This is a genomic window from Chryseobacterium sp. MMS23-Vi53, assembly GCF_047651245.1.
GTDB lineage: Bacteria > Bacteroidota > Bacteroidia > Flavobacteriales > Weeksellaceae > Chryseobacterium.
Window position 1 is genome coordinate 4583589 of the sequence record NZ_CP180265.1, and the last position, 23298, is coordinate 4606886.

Annotated in this window: 14 protein-coding genes; 3 read left to right on the forward strand and 11 right to left on the reverse strand. The window is 36.5% G+C overall.

The window, feature by feature from the left end:
* Positions 1-19: 19 nt before the first annotated feature.
* Positions 20-415 carry a YbjN domain-containing protein gene (locus ACKX2A_RS20385; protein ID WP_415326909.1) on the reverse strand — a complete coding sequence of 132 codons (396 nt, stop codon included), beginning with the start codon at positions 413-415 and terminating at the stop codon, positions 20-22.
* Between the two features lie 122 nt (positions 416-537).
* On the opposite strand from ACKX2A_RS20385, the gene ACKX2A_RS20390 reads away from it, so the two are divergent.
* Positions 538-1134, forward strand: a complete 597-nt coding sequence (locus ACKX2A_RS20390; RefSeq protein WP_415326911.1) for a helix-turn-helix domain-containing protein — start codon at positions 538-540, stop codon at positions 1132-1134.
* Between the two features lie 2 nt (positions 1135-1136).
* On the opposite strand, the gene ACKX2A_RS20395 is transcribed toward ACKX2A_RS20390, so the two are convergent.
* From ACKX2A_RS20395 to ACKX2A_RS20440, 10 genes are all read right to left on the reverse strand, one after another.
* Positions 1137-1685 (reverse strand): hypothetical protein, encoded by a 549-nt coding sequence (locus ACKX2A_RS20395; RefSeq protein ID WP_415326912.1) that lies wholly within the window; start codon positions 1683-1685, stop codon positions 1137-1139.
* On the reverse strand, positions 1682-2926 hold the full coding sequence (locus ACKX2A_RS20400) for a phthiocerol/phthiodiolone dimycocerosyl transferase family protein (protein ID WP_415326913.1): 1245 nt from the start codon (positions 2924-2926) through the stop codon (positions 1682-1684). Before ACKX2A_RS20400 ends, ACKX2A_RS20395 begins: the two co-directional genes overlap by 4 nt.
* The gene (locus ACKX2A_RS20405; RefSeq protein WP_415326914.1) at positions 2923-4191 is read right to left on the reverse strand and encodes a condensation domain-containing protein; all 1269 of its coding nucleotides are present in this window, start codon (positions 4189-4191) and stop codon (positions 2923-2925) included. Before ACKX2A_RS20405 ends, ACKX2A_RS20400 begins: the two co-directional genes overlap by 4 nt.
* Positions 4192-4195: 4 nt before the next feature.
* Positions 4196-6592, reverse strand: coding sequence for a glycosyltransferase (locus ACKX2A_RS20410; RefSeq protein ID WP_415326915.1), 2397 nt, complete (start codon positions 6590-6592; stop codon positions 4196-4198).
* Positions 6585-7376, reverse strand: coding sequence for an alpha/beta fold hydrolase (locus ACKX2A_RS20415; protein ID WP_415326916.1), 792 nt, complete (start codon positions 7374-7376; stop codon positions 6585-6587). The genes ACKX2A_RS20410 and ACKX2A_RS20415 overlap by 8 nt, the downstream gene beginning before the upstream one ends.
* Positions 7367-7666, reverse strand: coding sequence for an acyl carrier protein (locus ACKX2A_RS20420; protein ID WP_415326917.1), 300 nt, complete (start codon positions 7664-7666; stop codon positions 7367-7369). The genes ACKX2A_RS20415 and ACKX2A_RS20420 overlap by 10 nt, the downstream gene beginning before the upstream one ends.
* Entirely contained in the window at positions 7654-11889 is a 4236-nt protein-coding gene (locus ACKX2A_RS20425; protein ID WP_415326918.1) for a beta-ketoacyl synthase N-terminal-like domain-containing protein, read from the reverse strand. The genes ACKX2A_RS20420 and ACKX2A_RS20425 overlap by 13 nt, the downstream gene beginning before the upstream one ends.
* 21 nt (positions 11890-11910) lie before the next feature.
* A complete protein-coding gene (locus ACKX2A_RS20430) occupies positions 11911-18909 on the reverse strand; it encodes an SDR family NAD(P)-dependent oxidoreductase (protein ID WP_415326919.1) in 6999 nt (2332 codons plus the stop codon).
* A gap of 693 nt (positions 18910-19602) precedes the next feature.
* Positions 19603-20355: a substrate-binding domain-containing protein gene (locus ACKX2A_RS20435; RefSeq protein ID WP_415326920.1), complete on the reverse strand. Its 753-nt coding sequence runs from the start codon at positions 20353-20355 to the stop codon at positions 19603-19605.
* Positions 20356-20369: 14 nt separating this feature from the next.
* On the reverse strand, positions 20370-20600 hold the full coding sequence (locus ACKX2A_RS20440) for a GntR family transcriptional regulator (RefSeq protein WP_415326921.1): 231 nt from the start codon (positions 20598-20600) through the stop codon (positions 20370-20372).
* 300 nt (positions 20601-20900) lie between these two features.
* Between ACKX2A_RS20440 and galK the strand changes: the two genes are divergently transcribed.
* Together galK and ACKX2A_RS20450 are read left to right on the forward strand one after the other, a co-directional pair.
* Positions 20901-22088 (forward strand): galactokinase, encoded by a 1188-nt coding sequence (gene galK, locus ACKX2A_RS20445; RefSeq protein ID WP_415326922.1) that lies wholly within the window; start codon positions 20901-20903, stop codon positions 22086-22088.
* Entirely contained in the window at positions 22072-23121 is a 1050-nt protein-coding gene (locus ACKX2A_RS20450) for a UDP-glucose--hexose-1-phosphate uridylyltransferase (RefSeq protein WP_415326923.1), read from the forward strand. Before galK ends, ACKX2A_RS20450 begins: the two co-directional genes overlap by 17 nt.
* Positions 23122-23298 lie beyond the last annotated feature (177 nt).

Below are 23298 nucleotides of genomic sequence, written 5' to 3' on the forward strand. Positions count from 1 at the left end.
TTTAATGTTTTTTGTGAAATTATTTACTCATTTCAATCATTTCATGGGTAAATTCTCCTACAAGAATCCCTAAAGAATTGATAGAAGCCATTAATTCGTTCTGTGCCATATTATCCGTCGGAAGTGTATCTCTGAAAATCACACGTTTTCCTGTGTTATCAAGGGCAAAAGCACCGTGTACAATGTCTCTGTTTTTCTGAAGAAGGGTTTTGTAAATTTTTTCGCTCGGATTTTTAACCTCAAAAAGAAATTGTTCCATAATAAGGATGGAATCCGAAACGATAAGGATCATATTTTTTATTCCGTGGGTTTCTTTTTCTATAATAAGAATTCTGCGAGTTTCATCATCCAGTGTGATATTAAACCCACTATCCAACAGCCATTCTTTAACAGTTCTAAATATTTGGTTTCTCATAAGCAATCACTTAGTGTTTCTGATTTTAGTTTCACAAATATAGGATAAAATTTTCAAAATGCAAATATTTTTAGCAATTAATCTAATGGAATTAATGTATATTTGCAAAAAAGATTAGACTAATGAGCTTTTTCGGGACTAATATAAAGAAGATACGTCAGGTAAGAGGATTAAGTCAAAAGGCCTTTGCAGACTTGTTTGACTTGAATAGAGGAGTGATAAGCTCTTATGAAGAAGGACGTGCAGAGCCAAAAATTGAAACATTATTGAAAGTTGCAGATCACTTTAATTTGGATTTGCATGATTTATTAACCGAAACATTACAAGTTAATCAATTGGCAAGTGGATCTGATATCGATCATTTAATGTTTTCGACAGATCATCATGTTTCCACTATTTCTAACATGGATCCAAATGCTGTGGTCTTGCAAAAAATATTAGCTAATATAGATTTGATTTATGAATTTACGAAAAGCAATAGTCTTTTATCTAAATATAATTACGGTGATATTTTGTTTTTAAATAAAGCCGATATCACAAAAGATCCTTATTCTACACTTCTCGTCAACATAGACGGAAACTTGAAATATTATTCTGAAATTAAGGAAGCAGAGAAAAATAATTCAGAGTTATATAAAATTGTAGGTTATATTTCATCTGAACAAAAAAATATCCTTTCTGAAATTTTAGAAAGGATAGAAATATTGGAACGAAAATGATTTTAACTATTTGTTTCTGCCGAAATTTGCGGTTGTTTGTACAAATGCCTTTTCAGTTTCATAATCGGAAGATAAGTGAACAAAACCGAAAGCAAACCAGCCAAAACTCCGACCAACACAGCCATTGCAGCCGCATCGAGTTTGTAAAATTCAGATAAAATATATTGAGCAAACAATAAACTTAATAAAACAAGTGAACCTGTAATTAAACCATGCAAAATGCTCAGCTTGGTCATTAATTTTTTTAAATTAAGCTGATCGTCAACCTTAAATTCAATGGCTTCCTGTCCAGCGGCATCGGTTACCCTTTTCATGATATCGATCGTAAGAACAACGGGCAAAAAAATCGCCATTGGCAGTGTCAATCGGGCCAGGCATTGTGTTCCTGCAAAGAAATGCGTGTATCCCAATTCATTAAAACTCGCATAAGCAATAATGAAATTAAAAAACACATTTGGAAGCACATAAATAATCATTCGCCTTCTGAGAAAGCGATTCAGTGTTGTTTTTTTAAGCGGTTTAGGTTGAGCCTTTTTTATTTTAAGTTTCATGAAATTAACAGCTCAATAGCTTTATCTTTTATTTTTTTCGCTTCTTCTTTGGGAAGAAAATTTTCATTAGACATAAACGTAAAATCCATTTGTTGGTTATAAGTGGTTGTTACCAAGGTGTTTGAATTCAGCCAGGGAAATGCAACAGTCGGACTGAAAATGGTTTCCAGTGTGAAATTTTTATACTCACTCGGAATATCAATTTTTCCCATATTCGACAGCGTAATATCGTGTCCACCTTTACTTGATTTTAATAATGAAATCATGCGATCAACGACTGGATGCATGTTTTCGCCCATCCATAACAATTCTCTTGCTTTGGTTTTTTCTATTTTTTCAACTAAATCTTTCTTGATTTGTTGTGCATTTTCAATTAAATTTTGTCCTTTTTTGATGGACAGTTCAACAGTTGGCGCAAACGCAAAAATATGATCCTGCTTAATTTCCGGAATAAAATGGCGAACATCCACCGGACTGATCACTTTTCCTTTGGCATTTTTCCCCTTAAATTCTTTGAAAGCCTGCATAAAAGCCGAACAAAGCAATGCATGAACGGAAATTCCGTTGGCTTTACATTTTTCAACTATTTTTTTGGAAACAGCAGCATCCAGTTTTCTGTGAAGTGCGTAATTTTTTCCAAGATTTTTGTCTTTACTTTTAGATTGAATTAAAAAAAACAATTTTGCCATCATTACATAAAATCGGGCTTTTCGTTTCTTTTTTTTCAAATTAAAATCTGCAGGAAGAAAATCATTAATTGAATTAAAACTTTCGTACGAATTTAATTCAATGGAAGAATCATCCAGCAAAGTCAAAAGTTCACGAGTTAAAGTAATGCCTGTTGTCCCGTCACAAAGGCAGTGAGGCATTATCCAAAGAATTTCGGAAGTCGTTTCGCCTTTTACCCAAACGAGCTGTGCCATTGGTTTTTTCTTATCTTCAAAAAGCCTATACCATTCATTTTCAGATTCAAGCAGCCAGTCTTCATCGGTTTTTCTTTCAACAATGCGAAGCGGAATCGACGAAATCTCTTTTTCCTCAACAAAGAAAGGATATTTTGCACTTTTATGGTCAATAGAAACCCTCAGCAAAGGATGTTTTTGCTGAATTTTATCTAAAGCAATTTTGAAATTCTCTTCTAAAATTTCACCGTTAATTTTTGCGGTGTAGACAACATTTAAAGGTGTTTGAGAATCAACATACATGATTCTTTCCACCATCATTAGTTTTCTTTTAATCATGATACAGCCAAAGATTCTATTTGTTGTTTTACAATTTTCATCATTTCATCTCGAATTGCCAACGCGTCGGAATGGGGCAAATAACCTTCGCTTCCCACAAAAGCAAAATCCATTTCTCCACGGAATGTAGAAGTTACCATCGTTGTTGTATTTCCCAAAGGCCCGATGACAGATGGACTGAAAATATTTTCTACGGTAAATTCTTTGTATTCATGGGCAATTGGAATACGTCCTAAATTAGAAAACATACAATCGTTGGAAGATTTTCCGTTCTTCAATAGCTTAGTAAAATTCGTCAATGCATCATGAGCAGATTCCATCACCATCATCGTGATGTATGGATTAAGCTTTGATGTTTTTTTCTCTACTGCTTCCTGCATCAGTTTTAAATTTTCTTCAAAACCGAATTTTTTATTTAAAGAAACCACAATCATCAACCCAAAAGCGAAAATATGATCGGCTTTTATCTGATTGGCAAAGCGTCGAATATCCACTGGACAAGACACTTTATTGAATGACTTTTCTTTCCTGATTTTCTCAAATGCCTTTAAAAGTGTTGCGCAGAGGAAAGTATTGACCGTTACTTTTTGGGATTTACAATAATCAATTAATTCCTGACTTGTTTCTTTATCGAATCTCCAATTGATTAAATAATCGCTTTGTCGGTCGGTTGTTTTTTTATTAACAGGAATGATTTTAATCGCTGCTGCAGCAAGCCTTCCGATCATTTTTGCTTTAAATTTTTGTCCGCTGCTGTTCAGAATTTTGCTCGGAACCACATCGTGAATTCCCAAAATCGGATCTTCAATACCGATATCGTGATTTGGATTGTCCAGTAATTTTAAAAATTCATCCAAAACAGCCATGGCAGAACCGCCATCACATAAGCAATGGTGGAATACAAACATCATATCTGAAATTTCCTCGCCTTTGATCCAGACAAATCGCATCAATGGTTGTTCTTTGTAATTGAATAGTTTATACCACTCAGTTTTCGATTCTTCCAGCCAGTCGTTTTCTTCTTTTCTGGCTAAAATTCTAATCGGAATTTTTACTTTTTCTGAAACTTCAAACCACGGAATATTTTTTTCATCATATTGAATAACAGCCTTTAACCAAGGATGTTTTTTCTGAATTTTTTCTAAAGCATGCTGAATATCTTTCAGCACAAATGTTCCCTTTAATCTGAAAGGAATCACTGTGTTGAAAGGTTCGGTTCCGTCGCCAAGCAACATTCGTTCACCAAATAACAATCTTCGTTTCATAAATTTATACGGGAACCAAAGTGGATTGTTCAACAAAATTTTCAAGCAATTCTACCGCGCGATCATTTCCTCCGGCATTAATTAAGCTCGATTGAACTTCTTTTGCAGCATTTCTGTATGTCGGATTTTCCAATAATTCGAAAACCGTCTGACGAAGCGCATCAACACGCAGTCTTTTATATCTTATGCTGATTCCGCAACCTGCTTTTTCGATCAGTTTCGCGATATGAAAATGGTCGTAAGCAATGGGGGTGATTAACATCGGTAATCCGTTAGTGAAAGTATCATTCACGGTATTGAAACCGCCATGACAAATCACGGCATCCATGTGCGGCATCAAAGCAGATTGAGGCACAAAACTGCTTACAATGAAATTTGAAGGCCATTCCTCAAAAATTTCCGGTGGAGTAGCGGCGATTACCGTCACAGGTTGGTCTGCGAATGCATCAATTACTTTTTCAAAAAATGCTTTTCTGATGTCTACCAATAATGTTCCTAATGAAACAAATATTTTCGGAGTTGTAGAAGCATTTAATTTATCCCAATCAAAAGGTGCAGGATTTGGACGACCTTTTACAGGCCCAACAAATTGCATGTGTGTCGAAACCTCATCAAAATCGGCAAATTTCTGAGATGTAAAAATCAAATTCAAATGATGAGAATGAATAAAAATTCCGTCATCTTCAATTCCAACTTCTTTTTGAAGAGTTTTAATTAAATTCTGCTGCCACTCGAAGATTTTCGGCGCACTGTTTTCGGTATCGCCCATCACATCAGGTGGAACAGGCGTTGTCGTCACACACGGAATATTATTTTTATGAGCAAAAAGCGCTCCTCCGAAAGTGATGCAGTCATTTACAATTACATCGGGTTGCCACTCTTTGGTCAATGTTTCCAAACCGGGCATCATCATTTTTGCGAAAGGAACGTAGGTTTCTTCTAAAGCCAGTTTCATGACTTCAGGACCTGAACAAGCGGGGCCGTCATCCTGTCTTTTTAAAATTTTTGCAATTTCCTCCTGATACGGAATTAAATCCTGCTCTGGATAAAAGTAACTTCCTCCTTCTGGAATATGTTTGGTATCTAAAGGGGTAATTCCGAACCATTTTACTTCGTGACCACGGGCAATTAAACTCGCTCCAACGCTTAAAGTCGGACTGATATGTCCGAAAAACGGAGGAACAACAAATAAAAATTTAGACTTAGGTTTTTCCATAGTTGAATTTGAAATGGCGTTTTCTAATAAATTGGCTGCGGTTGAACTTCCTCCAGCTTCGATGAAAGATTCGCGAACGGTTTCGGCTGCTTTTTTATATTCAGGATTGGTTAAAATATTCTGTACGGCTTCATTTAAATGATGCGCTTTAAATCTATTAAAATTCAGACGTTCGCCGGCTCCGGTACGCACAACACGCCCCGCAACATGCGATTGGTCATACGCAATCGGAATCACTACCAACGGCAAACCGTTTGACAAGGTTTCGGAAACTGTATTGTGACCGCCGTGAGAAACAACGCCATCCAAATGAGGTAACAAATCCAACTGAGGAACTTGCTGATAGACCATAAAATTCTCCGGCCATTGCTCGAAAAGCTGAGGGTCTGAAACGACAACAACCGTTAAGTTTTCATCTTTAAAAGCATCAACAACCTTTTGGAAAAATGCTTTTTTATGTTCGTGGTCGAAAGTAGTTCCAATACTTACTAAAATCTTCTTTCTTGAATTGCTGTTGAATTTCTCCCAATGAAAATCAGAAGAAACACGACGTTCCGTAAGAACCGGACCTGTAAATTGGAAATTGGACTCCAAATCCATTTCGCCAAAAAAATATTGGGATGTTAAAACCAATGTAAGTAAATCTGAACAATCTAATGCGCGGTTTTCTTCAACGCCTAATTCCTGTTGTAATGCGATGATTTGTTTTTCTTCCCACTCATGAACTTTAGGGAGTTCACTCATGATTTTTATTGCAGCCGGAGCGGTAACTGTTGTTGCATAAGGCAAACCTAATTTTTTCGCAGCAATAGAAGCCGCAAATAATTGATGATCACCAATAACCAAATCAGGTTGATAGGCTTTTAACAAAGGAATAATCCCGTTATAGCAATGTCTGTTTAAAGGAATCAGCACCTCTTCGTAAAGAAATTTAATGCTGTCGATTCCATAAACTACTTTTTTAGAAATAATATCGAGATAGTTTTCGCTTTCTCTTTTTTCTTCATCGGTCTGGTCATACTGAATAAATAATAATTCTCCGCCTTCCGGAAGTTTGTGTTGTAATTGTTGGTCGAGACTTATCCATGCAACCTGATGTCCTCTTTCCAGAAGAGTAGCACCGATGCTTAATGTGGGATTGACATGACCAGTTAAAGGTGGAACTATAAATACAAATTTAGCCATGGTTTTGTGATAAGGTTTTTAATGATTTTGATAAAAAATGGGCGATAGTTTCTGCGATCAAAACAGGTTCCTGAATCGGGATGTTGTGATCTCCCTGAATTAATTGTAATTCAGAATTTCCGATTTGATCATTCAGCCATTCTCCTGTCGGTCTGCAGTTGGAATCTTCGCCATACATCAGCATTGTTGATGGTTGTAATTCAGAAAAATCAGCTTCGCTCAGAAAATGTTTTTCTTTAATCATATCTGCTTTGATGCTGGTCTGATTAAACAGAAACTCATACATACGATGATTTTTTTCCATCTGTCTTTTGCCCATCTGTACTTTTGTGGTGTCGGTAAAATTGGCTACATAATGCTCCAGAAACTCTTTGCTGTATTCATCAATAATATTTCTTGCTTTTTCGTCCTGCGGATCGGGAGCTTCGATAACTACCAGTTGCTCGATGCGATTCGGAGCTTTTAAAGCAGTTTTTAAAGAAATCAATCCTCCAAAGCTGTAACCGACAAGATGTGCTTTTTCAATATGTAAAGCATCCATCAATGCTAAAACATCTGAAGACATATTTTCCAGATCATAACCGTCTGTAAAACGCTCGCTCATGCCGTGACTTTTCAAATCAAACATCACCACATGGAAGTGTTTTGCCAGAATCGGAGCAATATTAAAATAATAAATAGACAGGTTGCTAAACATCCCGTGAATCAGTAACACAGTTTGTTCAGCTCCTTTGTTGAGTTCCTGAATATGAACCTTTTTATCGTTAACAGAGATTATTGGCATTCGTAGATGTAATTGATAATCATACTTAAATCTAGGTTAATCAACTCGTCCAGATCCATGGATGACAACCATCCTGTGAAATCAATCTGCTCACCAAAATGCGCTTTGATTTTTTCTGAAAATGAAACGATTTCAATACTATCCATTTCTAGGTCTTTCGTGAAAGAACTTTCTGGTGTAATGTCCATTTCCTCTGCAAATTCTTCACCGATAACTTCTGTGATGAAACCTTTTAAAAGAGTAAATAATTCTTCGTGATTTAATTTTGCTGTAGTGTTTATAGTGTCCATCCTATGATATAATTTTTATGTTTAATTGTTTTGATTTCTGTTTGATTGATCCATAAAGAATCTTCTGTTATTTTCTCGACTTCAAAGTTTTTCGGGTTTCCTTTCAATCCGGTTCCGACGAATTTTCCGTAAGCTTCTTTGGCTACCCAGAATTTGGTCGTCCACTCTGCCTGATCTTTTCCTTTTAATAAGGCTAATTCGTTATCGGTAAAGACCAAATCGTAGAATCCTGAGCTTCGTTCTTCCATGACTTCCATATCGATTCCGACTGGTTTTCCGCTTTTTGCAATTCCGACCGCATCTTTTCCTTTATGTGCTAAAGAAATGTGTATATCTTTCGTAGCATCTCCGATTAAGAACGGTTTTCCGACCTCATCTTTTCCAACTTCAAAAGTGATCGGGAAGCAAGGGTGATTTTTTTCCTTTTTAAGAAGATTTCTCACCGCATCTTTCACCGCAACGCGGCTTACCATATAGCTTTTTCTCTTGTTCGGAAGCAAGGCTTGATGATGCTGTTTTTCGGTTTGATTGAAATATCTTTTCAGAATAAAATCCCAAGAAGCAACCCTTGAATAGGCTTGATGGAAGAAAAATACTTCAGGTGCAATTTCCTCCGAAAGACGATTGTGCAAAGGTGACATCGAAACATTCCAAAGTGCGGCATCGATTTCCAGACGGCGGTTTTGCCACCCTGAAATTTTGCACCATACTTTTCCGTTTCTAGTTAAAAGAATGTCTCCGATGGCAAATTCGTCATTCATTTCCGTCAGGCTGCAGGTACATTCGAAAATACCATCCTGATCCTGTAAATCTCCGAAAAACTCAATGTCTTTGATTTTTACAGGGAAGGCAATTCTGTCTTTTGTTAATGTTAATTGAAGCCAAAGCCCGAATAACTGTCCCGCGTTATCCAACAACGAACCTTTTCCGCCATTTCCTTTTATTTTTCCGATAATTCCTTTCGTTCCGACCTTTGAAACTTCTGTAATTCCCTGATATTTTTCACCGTGAAACATGTGCATCTCGTAGATTTCTTCGGGAGTTCTCTCAATGGGTAATATTTCTCCGATGGAAAGATTGAAAGTAGGATTGGGTCTTGCGGTTGAGGTTAATACAACTTCAGCGTTTGCAAAATTTTCAATATCTAAATAAGCGTGATTGGTAGATTTCCATTCTCCTTTTACGGTTTTTTCGAAAGGTTTCGCCACATTCATCCATTGAAAAACGCTTACATTTATGATTTTATGAACCTGACTTCCCTCGATTTCAGCTTGAGCAATTTCAGCAAGTTGTTCGAAAATCATCGTCATTGGGATCACGGGTTCCATATCGGCAACTTCTGTCCAGCCTTTTGGTTGTCTCAATAAGCTGTGGTCAATGAGATAGGGGTGAGTTTCCAACGTAACGTACAATGTTTTTTCAAAATTCTTGCTTATCGGGGCCTGAACTTTTGGCAAAGCAACATTTTGAATTGAAACTTTCGGACGATCCTGAAATAAAGTCAAAACTTCTTCCTGCATTTTGATCATGTCCGAAATATTATCCTGAAATGCCTGAACCAACGGATGTCCTATTTTTACAACAGCCGCAGAAACTTTTGGCTTTGAAGTATCAATCGATTTTGCTAGATGTTGAATTTCTTTAAAATCACGGATAATGGGTGAGCCTAATTCCAGTTTAATACCTTTTCCGGACGTTTTTTTTGTTTGATTTTGAATATCTAAAAAGTCCAGCGCAACTGTTTTTCCTTCCACGAATAACGCCGCAACCACTCTTTGAAACTGAGCTAATGCAGAACGCGTCGCTACGCTTGAAGCAATCGTACTGAATGCTTTTCCTTTCAACGTATCATCAATAAATCCAATTAATCCGCCGGTTCCGATCTGAATGAAAAATCTTGCGCCTTCTTCGTATAATTTGTCTGTCAATTCACGGAAACGAACGGGTTCTACTAGATGTTCCGCACTCAGTTTTCGGATAGATTCCTGATCTGCCGGATACGGTTCTAAAGTCGTTGCCGACCACAACGGAATTTTAGTCTGCTGAAACTGCGCTTTTTCCATTCCTGCCAAAATCACATCTAATTTATCAGCGATGAAAGGCGAGTGAAAACCAGACTGGAAAGGTAATATCTGATGAAATATTTGTTTTGATTTTAAGATTGGAACCAATTCGTCCAAAGCAGAATTACTTCCGCAAAGAATCACCTGATTCGGGCAATTGTCATTAGAAATATAAACGTTCTGAATTTCTTCGATTATTGGTTTAATAGTTTCAATTCCGGCTCCGATGGCGATGAATTTAGAATCTTTTAACTCAAAAGTTTCAGGATTTAAAACATCAATGAGAGCTTTTACAGAATTTACTTCTGCCAATTCAGAAGAGTAGCCCGCGAGCCATTCTCCCAAACTGTGACCTGCATTCATATCGGGAATAATTCCTAGTTTTTTCAATGAATTATCAAGAATACTGCAGTTGTTGAAAATATTTAAAGCATCATTTAACAAACCTTCGCCTTCCGTTTCAATCGGTGCATTGATGTTGAAATAACGACTTACACTTTCCACTTCACCTTTCGCCAATCCATCTAATCCTGGAAAAACAAAGGCAACTTTTTCTCCGTTTTGCAATAGAGGAGTGTTGGTGTACCAAATATCCTGTTTATTTCTCCACGGATTATTTTTAGCAACAATTTTAGTCGCTTTTTCAATTCTCGCAGGAGTTGGTTCGAAAATTGCCACACGGAAATTTCCTTCACCAACTGTTGTTTCATTATTTTGTAAAGCGGTTAATAATGCTTCATGTGTTGGTCTTGCCAAGATTAAGACCTTATCTTTTTTAGGCATATTATATCCTTCTAAAACCACATGTGCATTGATTCCTCCGAATCCGAAAGCATTCACTGCCGCTACTTTTGGTAAGCCTGTTTTTGACCAATTTTTTGCTTCCTGAACAGGTTCGAATCTTGTGTTCTGCATTTCCGAAGTCGGATTTTCACAGTATAAAGTCGGTGGCAATGTGTCGTGATGCAGAGCCAAACAGGTTTTAATTAAACCAGCAATTCCCGCAGCAGGCATCGCATGACCGATATTTGATTTTACAGAACCAATTCCGGCAATTTTAACGCCTTCTTCTTTTCCGAAAAACTGAGCTAAAGTCTGCAATTCTGTCTTATCACCAAGCGGCGTTCCTGTTCCGTGAGCTTCGATATAACCGATTTGATTTTCATCTAAATCTGCATTCGTCCAAGCTTGTTGTAAAGCTTTTAATTGACCTTTTACAGAAGGGCTCATTACACTCGTTCCGTTACCGTCACTGCTGATTCCGATACCTTTAATAACAGCGTAGATTTTATCCTGATCGCGAACGGCATCTTCTAATCTTTTCAAGACTACAAATCCGCAACCTTCACCAATCAATAATCCATCTGCATCGCTGCTGAAAGGCTTGATTTGCTGTTGACGGGACATCGCACCCAACTGAGCAAAAATACTCCAGAAAGCAGCGTTTTGTCCGGTGTGAACACCGCCTGCAATCATGATGTCAGAACGACCTCTCTGAAGTTCCTGTACCGCGTGATCGACTGCTAGTAAAGCACTTGCACAGGCTGCATCAACAGTAAAAGCTGCACCACCAAGATTAAAACGATTTGCTACCAATGAAGCTACCAAATTGGGGATTAATCCCATTGCTGTATCTGCTGCAAAACGTCCTTTCTTTTCCTGAAAAGCGTGTTTTACTTTTTCGATATCAGCAGAAGAAACTTCGGGTAATAATTCCTTTAACAAAGAAGAAATCTGCTCACCTGTTCTTACAATTTCGATGGCACGGGTTGCGCCCGGTCCGGTGTAATTTCCTTTCCCTATGATGATTCCTGTTTTTTCAAGCGAAATATTTTTCTGAAAAATTCCGGCATCGTCTAAGGCTTTTTGAACCAAATCTAAGGTTAATAAATGATCGGGTTCTGTTCCTTCAACCGCCAATGGTAAAATTCCGAAAGCAGTTGGATCGAATTCATAATCAGAAATAAATCCACCACGTTGACAATAAAAACGGTCTACCGGATTCGTGCTGTCACTGAAATGAACAGGATCGATTCGGTCGGCCGGAGCCAACTGGGTAGAATCTACTTTATTGACAATATTCTGCCAAAAAGTTTGGGCGTCTTGTGCCCCCGGAAAGACACAAGACAAACCAATTACTGCAACATCTGTTATTTTCATATATTTAATTTAAAACAGAGATTACCAATTACTTCCAGACATGATTAATACCTGACTTTCAGTTCCATATTTAATTTCGTTCAGGAAAATTTCCTTCCCTTGTTCCAATGGAATTAAAGAAATACCTCTTCTTTCATATTCTGTTTCCAGGGTTGGAGAAACCATTCCGGCTCCTTTCCAAGGTCCCCAGTTGATGGAGATTACTTTTCCTTTTAGTTTTTTATTTAAAGCATTTGCATAGTCATCCAAAACAGAGTTTGCGGCTGCGTAGTCGGTTTGACCTTTGTTTCCATACACCGAAGCGATGCTTGAAAACAATACGACAAACTGACAATCAGTACGAAGCTGTTCCGCCAATACACGAAGCGGCTTCACTTTGGTATCGAAAACACGTCCGAAAGAGCTTGTTGTTTTTTGCTTGAATAATTTATCTTCCAACAATCCAGCGCCGTGAATAACTCCGTCTAAACGGTTGTATTTTTCGTAAATATTATTGATTAATTCAGACAAACCATTTTCATCGCAAAGGTCTAATGACTGGTAAACAATTGTATTTCCCAATTGCTCCATATCGCGGATTGTGCGTAGAATTTGATTATTTTTGAAAACTTTTATCGTTTCTTTTTCAATCTCGGAAGGCGAAGTAAATGTTCCGGATTTGATAAGATAGGCTCTTATTTCTTCCTTGGTTTTCATGACTTCTAATTCTCTATTTGTTGCCTGATTTCTCGGATCAGCAGATCTTCCTACTAAAATATACGTACAAGGATAAGCCTGTGACATATGTTTTGCGAGTTCGGAAGTAATTCCCTGTGCACCTCCAAGAACCAAAACAACAGAATCTTTATCGAGTTGAATTTGTGCTTCGCTTAGACCAGTTGACAACGGTGATGGAATAATATCCACTTTATGCCTTTGGTCATTTTTATAAATCACTTCTGAAGGTTTATCGGTTGATAAAATTTCTTTTAAAGCAATTTCTGCGATCTGATCGATTTGTTGAGGGGATGTTAAGCTGATCAGTCTGCAATTCGTTTGTTCAAACTCACGAGCTAAGCTTTTGAAAAGTCCCGGATGTCCTTTGTAATGACGCAAAAGAGTAGTGTCCGTCAATTCCTGAACGTGAGCCGGAATATCTGAAATCAGGTAAATCCATTTTGCCTTATCAAGATCCATTTTTTTGATTAAATCAACATGGTCGATGATGTTGTGATTGGCGGAAGATGAGAATAAATCAAGAATAATTAATCCGTCAAAATTGGTTAAATCTTGAGCAGAATCAATTAATTCTGCAATGGCGCCATGTTTTTCAAGCTCATTTTTAATCGCTAACGTCTGATTGCTATCATTTTGAGTAATAGCAAAACGTTTTCGGTGAAGGATTTCTTTGTTTTCACTTAAAAAAATATCAGTTGGAGTCAAATCAAAACGAAGACGAGATAATGCACTTTGTTCTGGTTCAGAAGGAGCATTTCCGCTCATTTCGTGAATCCAAGAAGCTAATCCATTTAGTGTTTTAATCGCAGCTAATTTTTCCATTAAATCATCTGCTTGTTCCATATCGCCACCGAAGCCGATTTTGGTTTTTAAATCACCGATAATTTCCATACGTTTGATGGAATCGATGCTTAAATCTGCCTCTAAATCCAGGTCTAAACCTAACATTTCTTTGGGGTACCCCGTTTTATCGCTTACGATATTTAAAATAGCCGTTTGAAGTTCTTCAAGAGAAAATCCAGTCTGAACTTGAGAGGTTGAAGCCTGAGTTTCTTTAACTCCAATTTTTTCTATTGTATTTGAAGCTCCTGAATATTCTGTTAACCAAGAAACTAAACCATTTAATGTTTTGATTCCCGCTAATTGTTCCATGATGGTGTCTTCATTTGCTGTGTTTGAAGAGAAAGAACCCAATTCAGCTTTCAGCGTACCAATGATTTCAACTCTTTTAATGGAATCAATGCTTAAATCTGCTTCCAAATCCATTTCCATACCCAACATTTCGTGAGGATAGCCTGTTTTATCGCTTACAACTTGCAGCAATAATGTTTTGATATCCTTTGTCGGAGTCTGTTTCGTAGGAACAATAACAGTTTTTTCAGCACCGTCATTTGTTGGACTTGAAACAACAGGAGCAGGGATATTCTGAACCGGAACATTTTGAATCGGAGCTTGATAAACAGGAGCTTGGTGAACCTGTGGATTTTGTCCCAGGAAGGAAAGCATCACATCACGTTGCGCCTGAATCATCATTTTCATGCTGTTTAAATATTCCTGTAACATACGTTCCGCATTCGTCTGATTTTCAGCGACAGGAGTTTGAGTATTTTGAGTAAAATTGTTCATTTGAAGTGGATTTATGATGGGTAATGCACCATTAACAGGAAGTGAACCTGTTGTTGGATGAGCTGCTTGTCCGTTCACGCGCCAAATGGCAGGACTTTTCTTGTACAATTCTGGCTGATCGATTTGAATGGATTTTGCATTTCGACCATCGAAAAGTTTAGCAATATTAAAGCTTCGGCCTGTTCCCAAATATTGAGCAAGCGTTGAAAGAAGATGCGTTAATTTATTCGTGTTATTATCTTCCACAAACAGCGTTAATTGATCTTTTTCAAGGCAAGATTTCGTTAATCCGGTTAATACTTTTCCGGGACCAACCTCGATGAAAATTCTTGCGCCATCGTTATACATTGCCTGAAGTTCTTCCACGAATCTTACGGGCTGTACTAAATGATCTGTTAATCTTTCTTTGATTTCAGAAACGTTTGTCGGATAGATTTCTGCCGTCGTATTCGACCAAACCGGAATCTGCATTTTGTTAAAAGGAACGTTGTCTAAAACCGCTTGATATAAACCTTTAGATTTCGCCAATAACGGACTGTGGAATGCGCAGGCAACTTCCAGTTTTTTCGCTGAAATTCTTTCCTGTTTTAAGACTTCCATTAATTTGTTGATGGCTTCTGTACTTCCCGCTACGACGCATTGAGTCGGAGCGTTGTAATTTACGGGATAGCAACCTTCAACCTGTGCTAAAATTGGCTGTAAGTTTTCTTTCGTTGCGCTTACTGCAATCATAGAGCCTGGATCACCGCCTTCAACAGAGTTTAAAATCGATTTAGCTCTTTGAACACTTAGATCAATCAGTTGTTCTTCCTCGAAAACACCTGCGAAACACAATGCTGGTAATTCTCCGTAGCTGTGACCCGCTAACATATCAGGAACAATTCCGATTGATTGTAAGAATTTAGCCAATGCCAAATCAACGATTCCTAAAAGTGGTTGCGCTAAACGGGTATCTTTTATTGTTTCTTTTTGTTGTTTTAAATCAGCTTCATTAAATGTTTTTGAAGGGAAAATTACTTTCTCCAATTCAGGATAAGCGTCGATTAATTTTCTCATTTCTGGGAAGGCTACGAATAAATCACGTGCCATATTGATGCGCTGACTGCCTTGTCCGGGGAATAAGAACGCTACTTTTCCTTCTTTTTTATTAACGGTGAATGTGTCTTTGCTTTCAATTCCTGATAATGCTAATTCGATGTTCATCATCAAATGTTCGGTTGTATCGGCAACAATGCTCAACTGAACCTGTTTTTCTGAACTTGTCGCTAAGCTGTAAGCAATATCTTTTAAAGCGATACTGTCGTTAACTTCAAGTAAAGATTTAATTTGATTTAATTGAATTTTAGCCTCATCATACGTATCTCCACGGAACACAAATAATTCCGAAGGCCAAGACTGCAATACCGCAGAATCATCTTCTTTAGGGTGATTGGCAATAACCGTGTGGAAATTTGTTCCACCAAAGCCAAATGCACTGATTCCTGCATAACGGTTTTTATCAGACCAAATTCCGGTTTCTGCATTGAAAGCGAACGGACTTGTTATTGAGTTGTAATACGCATTCGGTTGTTGAAGATGAATGGTCGGAGGTTTTACTCCATGATAAACTGCCAATGAAGCTTTAATTAAACCAGCCAAACCAGCCGCACATTTTGTATGCCCGATTTGGGTTTTAACTGAACCTAAATGCGTCTGTCCCGGCAAAGCTCCGGAACGACTGAATAAATTCGTCAACGCACTTAATTCGGTTTTGTCACCCACAACAGTTCCTGTTCCGTGCGCTTCAACCAATCCTACTGATGCTGGACTGATTCCGGCCTGAGTGTACGCTCTTTCCAACGCACGAACCTGCCCAATTTTTCTCGGAGCAGTCAATCCAAGTGCTTTTCCGTCACTTGAACCACCAACACCTTTTATCACCGAATAAATTCTATCACCATCTTTTATGGCATCTTCATATCTTTTTAAAACTAAAATGGCCACGCCTTCACCCAAAGCAATTCCGTCTGCTTCACTGTCGAAAGTGGCACATCTCCCTTTTCTGGAAAGCGCATGTGTGCTGGAAAACATCAGATAATCATTGATGCCGTTGTGTAAATCCGCACCACCTGCCAAAACCATATCTGATTTGCCTAAAACCAATTCCTGACAAGCCAAATCAATCGCTGCCAAAGAAGAAGCACAGGCTGCATCTACGGTATAATTTCTTCCGCCTAAATCTAAACGGTTGGTAATTCTTCCGGCAATTACATTCGCTAAAATTCCAGGGAAAGAATCTTCTGTCGTATGAGGAAAAGCTTCTTTCACTTCTTCATGAAGTTCACCAAAGACCTGCTTGTAATACCCTCTGAAGCTATAACTATTTGCTAAATCGTTACCACCTTCAGCACCGATGATAACAGAAATATTTTCTCTGTTGGTATGTTTTTCACCGTAACCTGCATCGTCCATTGCACGTTTTGCTACCAATAAAGTCAGCAATTGTGTTGGCTCGATAGCGGCCAAAGACTGTGGCGGAATTCCGAAGGCTAATGGATCGAAATCGATTTTAGGAATAAATCCGCCCCATTTTGAATGGGAAACATCGGCTTCATTGGAATCCGGATGATAGTATAATTCTTTATTCCATCTTTCGTCCGGAACTTCGGTTACACTGTCTTTCCCAAGAACGATATTTCTCCAGTATTCCTCTAAATTTTTGGCATCAGGGAAAATACATTCCATTCCAATAATGGCGATATCTAAAGGTTTTTCAACTGAAACTGGTTCTTCTGAAAGTTTTGCTTCCTGAATATATTTTTGATTATTAATGCTTACATTTTCGTGTAATTCATCCAAAGAAATGACTTTGTTTTGCATTGTCGCCACCTGACCAATCATATACATTCCCAAATCCAATTGATCTGCTTTAGGAATATTTACCAATTGATCTCCTTGTCGTTCAACGCCTTTTGCAGCAATTCTTAAACGACCAACATTTAATTTTTCAAGCTGTTCCCAAACTTCTTTCTTGTCGGTTCCGGCTGCAATTAATTTAGATTTTTCTTCGTTAAAATATTTAGCAAAAGCCGTATCCAAACAACGTGTTTCGTGTCCCGGAGCGGTTTCCAATAAAACAGTTTCTTTAGCCTGTAACGCCTGTAATTGGAATTCCTCCTGAATAGCTCCACAAGAAACAGCTTCTTGGGTATAAAGGTAAGCAGTGCCGATTAATACACCTACTTTCACACCTCTTGCCGCTAACGGAGCCGCCATAATGGAAACGAAAGCTGTCGAAAAATCATTGTGAATTCCACCTGCAAAAAATACACTGATGTTTTCCGGATGATCTTCTTTTAATATTCTTTCAATCTGTTTTTCCCAAAGAACCGTGCTGGAAAGCGGACCAACGTGACCACCACATTCACGACCTTCAAAGATGAAATTCGTTGCGCCTTCTTTCAAGAAAATATCTAAAAGGGCGGGAGAGGGAACGTGTAGGAATGTTTTAATCCCTGCTTTTTCAAAAATTTTTGCCTGAGCCGGTCTTCCTCCCGCAATTAAAACGACAGGTGGTTTAGCTTCTAAAATATAAGAAGTTTGTTCGTCTCTTAATTCCTGTGGTGCAAATCCTAAAATTCCGACACCCCATGTTTTTTCTCCGGCTAAATTTTTTGTATCAAATACCAAAGATTTTGCCGCATTACCTTTTAATAAAGATAAAGCAACGAATGGTAAAGCTCCCGATTCTGCAACCGCATTCGCAAATGCAGGAACGTCGCTCACACGAGTCATCGGACCTTGTGCAATGGGATATTTTAAGTTTAAATCTTTCGCTAAACTGTTTTCTTTATCGACGATTTGAAGTGCTTTTGCCTGTTTCAAATGACCGTACATGGCTTCTTTAAATCCGAAAACTAATTTTTTCAGATTCTTAAAGTCTTCATATAGATCGATTGCCAAGGAAATATCCTGTCCCATAGGAATATAGCTCTTACTTACATCAAGATCTGTGAAATATGCTTTAAGCTCTTCGGCAGTTATATTTTCAGATAGAGAAGGAGAGTTGGGTCTTACCAATACGCGATGATTGGCAATGATTTTTGTTTCTGTTCCGTTTAATTTTGAGCATAAATCTTTAATCTCTTTGGGAGCAGAAGTTTCTGGGAATAAGGCAAGCTGACTGTCTAAAACAACACCTGCGGCACCAAGAGATTTGGCTGCTGCTGCGGTGTGAAGCCCGATCCCTCCCTGTATCCATACGGGAATACTTGTGATTTCTTTGATCACACGCTGGAAAAGGATAAATGTAGATTCGTAACCTACTAATCCTCCGGCTTCATTTCCTTTAATGATAATTCCTTTTGCACCAGATTGTTCTGCTTTTTTGGCATCATCTAAATTGCTTACCTGATAAATTATGGCAAGGTTTTTGTTACTGTTCATGGAAATTCCAAAAGGAAGAATGGCAATTTCTGCCTTTTCAGGAATTTGAAGGGTTGTACATTTTTCGTTTGAAAAAGAGATACCAAAAGTTGGTATATCAATTGTTTCGAGTTGATTAAGCGCTTCCTGAGCGGTAGCCATATCATGACCTAAACTTAAAACGGGAAATGCACCCGCCTTATACAAAGTAGGCATAAGGCTAACGTCCGGTTTTTCGAAGGGCGTTAATCCAATAATGGTCAAGTTTTTCATTGTGATGGTATTGAATTTATGGAAGGGGATTCCACAACAAAGACTGCTTCTTTCGGCAAAAAAGAGGAATTTTTGTTATGGCATAAAATAGTCTGTTTATTCTTGTATTGTTAACAATAAAGGTAATTTAATAAAGAATTATTAATCACAAGGTTGTTAATAAGCCAACTTCTACTAATTATAAAATTATTAGAGAAGTGGTCGATGTCTGGCTTTTCAATTGGCACATAGCCGTTCATGGTCAAATTTTTCATTGCACTAGGGGTATTGAATTTTTGAGGGGTATTTTATAACAAGATACCTAGAACCTTATGTTATAAAGGTTTTCTTGTTATGAGGAATAAAATTAATTAACTTTTATATTATCTTTAATAATAATAAGAATTAGTAATAATTTGTTAATAAAAATTTATTAATTATTCAAACTATATTAAAACTCAAAGTTTTTAGTTTTATTCTTAACGATAAACGGGTACAATCTGAATTATTACAATTATAAACATTTATAATTAGTAATATATAGCAAATATATAAATTAAAAATAAATATTTCAATAATTAGAGATTTGTTTTTTTAATATTACAAAAAGATAATATCCGGAAAATAGATGAAATCAGAAAGTGCAAATATATCACTTTTTTGTGATTATTTGTAACTTATTTTAAATCAATTAATATGATGGAACACAAAAAACTATAGAGAGTTTCTTAAATATAATTTTGAAGGATTAATTATTTGTGATTTTTCGCCCTTTAGAACCATTTCAGAAAGTATTTTTCCCATTTCGGAGAAATCTGTGGACAAAGTAGTGATGCCATTTGCTCCAATTTTCTTAAGAGGAGTTTCATTATAAGAGATAATTCCTATGTCTTCTCCAATGTTTAAATGTTTAGTTTTACAGATTTCTACGGTTTCAACCAATTGCCGATCGTTCGGAATCAGAAATATTTGCCCTTTTCTAAAACTATGCTTTTTAAATTCGGGAATAATCGAGTATTTTTTCTTGTAAGTTTCACAGAATTTTACAAAACCGTTTACCATATCAATCGGTTCTTTTTGTCCGGGAAACACTAAAATAAAGTGATTGTATTTTTCTAATGTTTCTAAAGAAGCTTCCATTGCATTGAAAATATCATTAATGAAATCCTGATAAATCCCTGAATACTTTTTCAAAGAATCTCTCATTTGGTCGATTATATAAACATCAGAAGATGGAAGTTTATCAATAATTTCTTCAATACCTTCCACATTTGAAGGCATAATGATATATTTTGAATAATTTCCAGCATTATCAAGAATCAATTTTCGGAACATTCCAAGACTGAAATGATGGAAAAATGTATCTACCTGCACTTTTCCCTTTAAACCTTCAAGAAATGAATTCAAAAGATCTTCTTTAAACGTATTTAATTCGTCAAAAAGTAAAAAATAACGTTCATTATACATGAAATCCTCTGTTCTTACATAATATCCTTTTGCAGGAATAGAATGTATAATTCCTCTTTTTTTAAATCTTCATAAGCCATGAAAACGGTATCTCTGGAAATGGTATGTTCAATACAAATTTTATTGACGGAAGGGAGTTTGTCATTTCGAAAAAGTTTCTTCGTAACTATTGCATTTTCAATGCTTTCAATAATCTGTTTGTAAATGGGATTCGAACTTTTCCGATTGATATTAATGAGTTTCATTTGTGTAAAAACTAGTAGTAAAATTTTAAAAACTGGTAGGTAATGGTCTGTAAATGTAAACAAACTTTATATCTTTGCAAAGTTATTTAACGATTGTTTTATGACAATGAAAAACCTTCTAACACAAAGGTTGCAGGTAATTACACAAATAAAAATGATGAAAAATTTTATAATTAAGAGATTTATGAGCTAGAAAGCAGCTTTGAGATTACAAAATAATAATCTCAAAGCTGTTATTTTTTGTTAAAAACCTATATTTCCGAAAAAATTAAATTAAAAGTTTTTTAACTTTATTAATACATGAAAGATCAATTAATAAATTGCACCCGCAATGCTTTTCAAAAGCATTTTAACCAAGTTCCCGATTATATTTTTTTGTCTCCGGGAAGAATTAATATTATTGGAGAACATGTCGATTATAATGATGGATATGTACTTCCGGCAGCTATTGATAAATATATTTGCTTAGCAATCCGAAAAAATTCTGAAAGTAATGATTGCAAAATTTTTTCTTATGATTTAAATGAATCATTTTCCTTTAAAATTAATGAAAAAATTGAAGGAGATTCTCCGATGTGGGTGAAATATTTACTTGGAGTTGCTGAAGAAATTCGGAAAACCGGAAAAAGAATTGAAGGTATGGAAGTTGTTTTCAGTGGAAATATTCCGATGGGAGCGGGGCTTTCGTCTTCTGCAGCTTTGGAATGCGGGTTTGCCTATGCTTTAAATTCAATTTTTAATTTAAATTTTACCAAAAAAGAAGTTGTTTTAATTGGTCAAAGGTCTGAAAATCAATTTGTAGGAGTTCAGTGTGGAGTAATGGATCAGTTTGCATCGGTTTTCGGACAAAAAGATAAAGCCGTAATGTTGAGTTGCGATTCGCTTGATTATCAGTATTATGATGCTAAAATGGACGGTTGCAGTTTTATTCTTTTGGATAGTCGTGTGAAGCACACACATCTTACCTCCGGTTATAATGATCGCCGAAAAGAGGTTGAAAAAGGAAAGAAAATTATTCATGATAATTTCAATGAAATGGAAACCTTCCGCGATTGCACCCATGAAATGTTGGATTCTGTTCGAGGTGAATTGGGCGAAATTATCTATAAGCGCTGTCTCTACATTATCGAAGAAATCAAAAGGGTAGAAGTTGCTGCGAAAGCTATTTATAATCAAGATTTTAAGTTACTTGGGGAACTATTAAATCAAACTCATTTTGGACTTTCAAAGCAATACGAAGTAAGTTGTCCGGAAATTGATTTTTTGGTGGAAGAAACTATAAAAATGGATGGCGTTTTGGGAGCAAGAATGATGGGAGGTGGCTTTGGGGGCTGTTCTATCAATCTTATTAAAAATGAAAATGTGGCTGAAGTGACTGAGAAAATCAAAAAGATTTATAAATCAGCTTATCATATTGATTTAAAGATATATGAAGTGAAAATTTCTGACGGAACAAAAGAATATAAGGAAAATGAATACAGCATTTAATTATAAAGATCATCCGCATCGACGTTACAATCCTCTTTTGGATGAATGGATTTTGGTTTCTCCACAACGCGCAAAACGTCCGTGGCAAGGGCAACAGGAGGCTGTTGTAGAGCAGAAAAGGTTAAAACATGATCCAACCTGCTATTTGTGTTCGGGAAATGAGCGTGTAAATGGAAGCAAAAACCCTGAATATCATGGAGTTTATGTTTTTGATAATGATTTTGGAGCATTGTTGAAAGAAGAAGTGGAATTTGCTGATTATCAGGATGATTTGTTTGTTTTGAAACCTGAAAGAGGAATCAATCGTGTGGTTTGTTTTTCTGAAGATCATAGTTTAACACTTCCCGAAATGCCTGTTGAAGATATTGAAAATGTGATTAAAACTTGGCAAAAGGAATATCAGAATTTAGGAAGTTTAGATTACATCAATCATGTACAAATTTTTGAAAATAAAGGGGCTGTGATGGGCTGTAGCAATCCACATCCGCATGGACAAATTTGGGCGCAGTCGTCGATTCCGTCACAGGTTTTGAGAACTCAGGAAAATCTTCGGAAATATTTTGAAAAACGAGGAAAATCGCTTTTAGAAAATTATTTAGAAAAAGAATTAAATCTAAATGAAAGAATTGTTTTAGAAAACGAAAATTTCGTTGCTCTAATTCCTTTTTGGGCAACATGGCCTTATGAAACAATGATTATCAGTAAAAGAAAAATAGAAAATATTTTAGAGTTTACAGTAAAAGAAATCAATGATTTTGCTGAAATTTTAAAACAATTAACTATAAAATATGATAATCTATTTGAAATTTCCTTTCCATATTCAGCAGGAATTCATCAAGCTCCAACCGATGAAAAACAGCATCCGGAATGGCATTTTCACATGCACTTTTATCCCCCGTTGTTACGATCTGCAAGTGTGAAAAAATTTATGGTAGGTTACGAAATGCTGGCTGAAGCACAGCGCGATATTACCCCTGAGCAAAGCGCTGAGATTTTAAAAGGATTATCAACTATTCATTATAAGAAGAAGTAAAATCTTTTTTATTCTTTTGTTGCTTAACTTTTGATTTTTGAACGATTAAGAGATATTTAAGAAATTAAGTTTAATTGATATTATTTATATTTTTTAAGATAAAAACAAAGTTTTTCTTAATTTTCTAAACTTCTTAAATATCTCTTAATGGTTCAAAAATATTAGGTGTTTTTTAAA

Excerpts from the sequence above, each read along its gene's own strand:
- galK (WP_415326922.1), top strand. The coding sequence starts at position 20,901 with ATGAAAGATCAATTAATAAATTGCACCCGCAATGCTTTTCAAAAGCAT.
- ACKX2A_RS20450 (WP_415326923.1), top strand. The coding sequence starts at position 22,072 with ATGAATACAGCATTTAATTATAAAGATCATCCGCATCGACGTTACAAT.
- ACKX2A_RS20400 (WP_415326913.1), bottom strand. The coding sequence starts at position 2,926 with ATGATTAAAAGAAAACTAATGATGGTGGAAAGAATCATGTATGTTGAT.
- ACKX2A_RS20420 (WP_415326917.1), bottom strand. The coding sequence starts at position 7,666 with ATGGACACTATAAACACTACAGCAAAATTAAATCACGAAGAATTATTT.
- ACKX2A_RS20440 (WP_415326921.1), bottom strand. The coding sequence starts at position 20,600 with ATGAAACTCATTAATATCAATCGGAAAAGTTCGAATCCCATTTACAAA.
- ACKX2A_RS20385 (WP_415326909.1), bottom strand. The coding sequence starts at position 415 with ATGAGAAACCAAATATTTAGAACTGTTAAAGAATGGCTGTTGGATAGT.
- ACKX2A_RS20410 (WP_415326915.1), bottom strand. The coding sequence starts at position 6,592 with ATGGCTAAATTTGTATTTATAGTTCCACCTTTAACTGGTCATGTCAAT.
- ACKX2A_RS20395 (WP_415326912.1), bottom strand. The coding sequence starts at position 1,685 with ATGAAACTTAAAATAAAAAAGGCTCAACCTAAACCGCTTAAAAAAACA.
- ACKX2A_RS20390 (WP_415326911.1), top strand. The coding sequence starts at position 538 with ATGAGCTTTTTCGGGACTAATATAAAGAAGATACGTCAGGTAAGAGGA.
- ACKX2A_RS20405 (WP_415326914.1), bottom strand. The coding sequence starts at position 4,191 with ATGAAACGAAGATTGTTATTTGGTGAACGAATGTTGCTTGGCGACGGA.
- ACKX2A_RS20430 (WP_415326919.1), bottom strand. The coding sequence starts at position 18,909 with ATGAAAAACTTGACCATTATTGGATTAACGCCCTTCGAAAAACCGGAC.
- ACKX2A_RS20435 (WP_415326920.1), bottom strand. The coding sequence starts at position 20,355 with ATGTATAATGAACGTTATTTTTTACTTTTTGACGAATTAAATACGTTT.
- ACKX2A_RS20415 (WP_415326916.1), bottom strand. The coding sequence starts at position 7,376 with ATGCCAATAATCTCTGTTAACGATAAAAAGGTTCATATTCAGGAACTC.
- ACKX2A_RS20425 (WP_415326918.1), bottom strand. The coding sequence starts at position 11,889 with ATGAAAATAACAGATGTTGCAGTAATTGGTTTGTCTTGTGTCTTTCCG.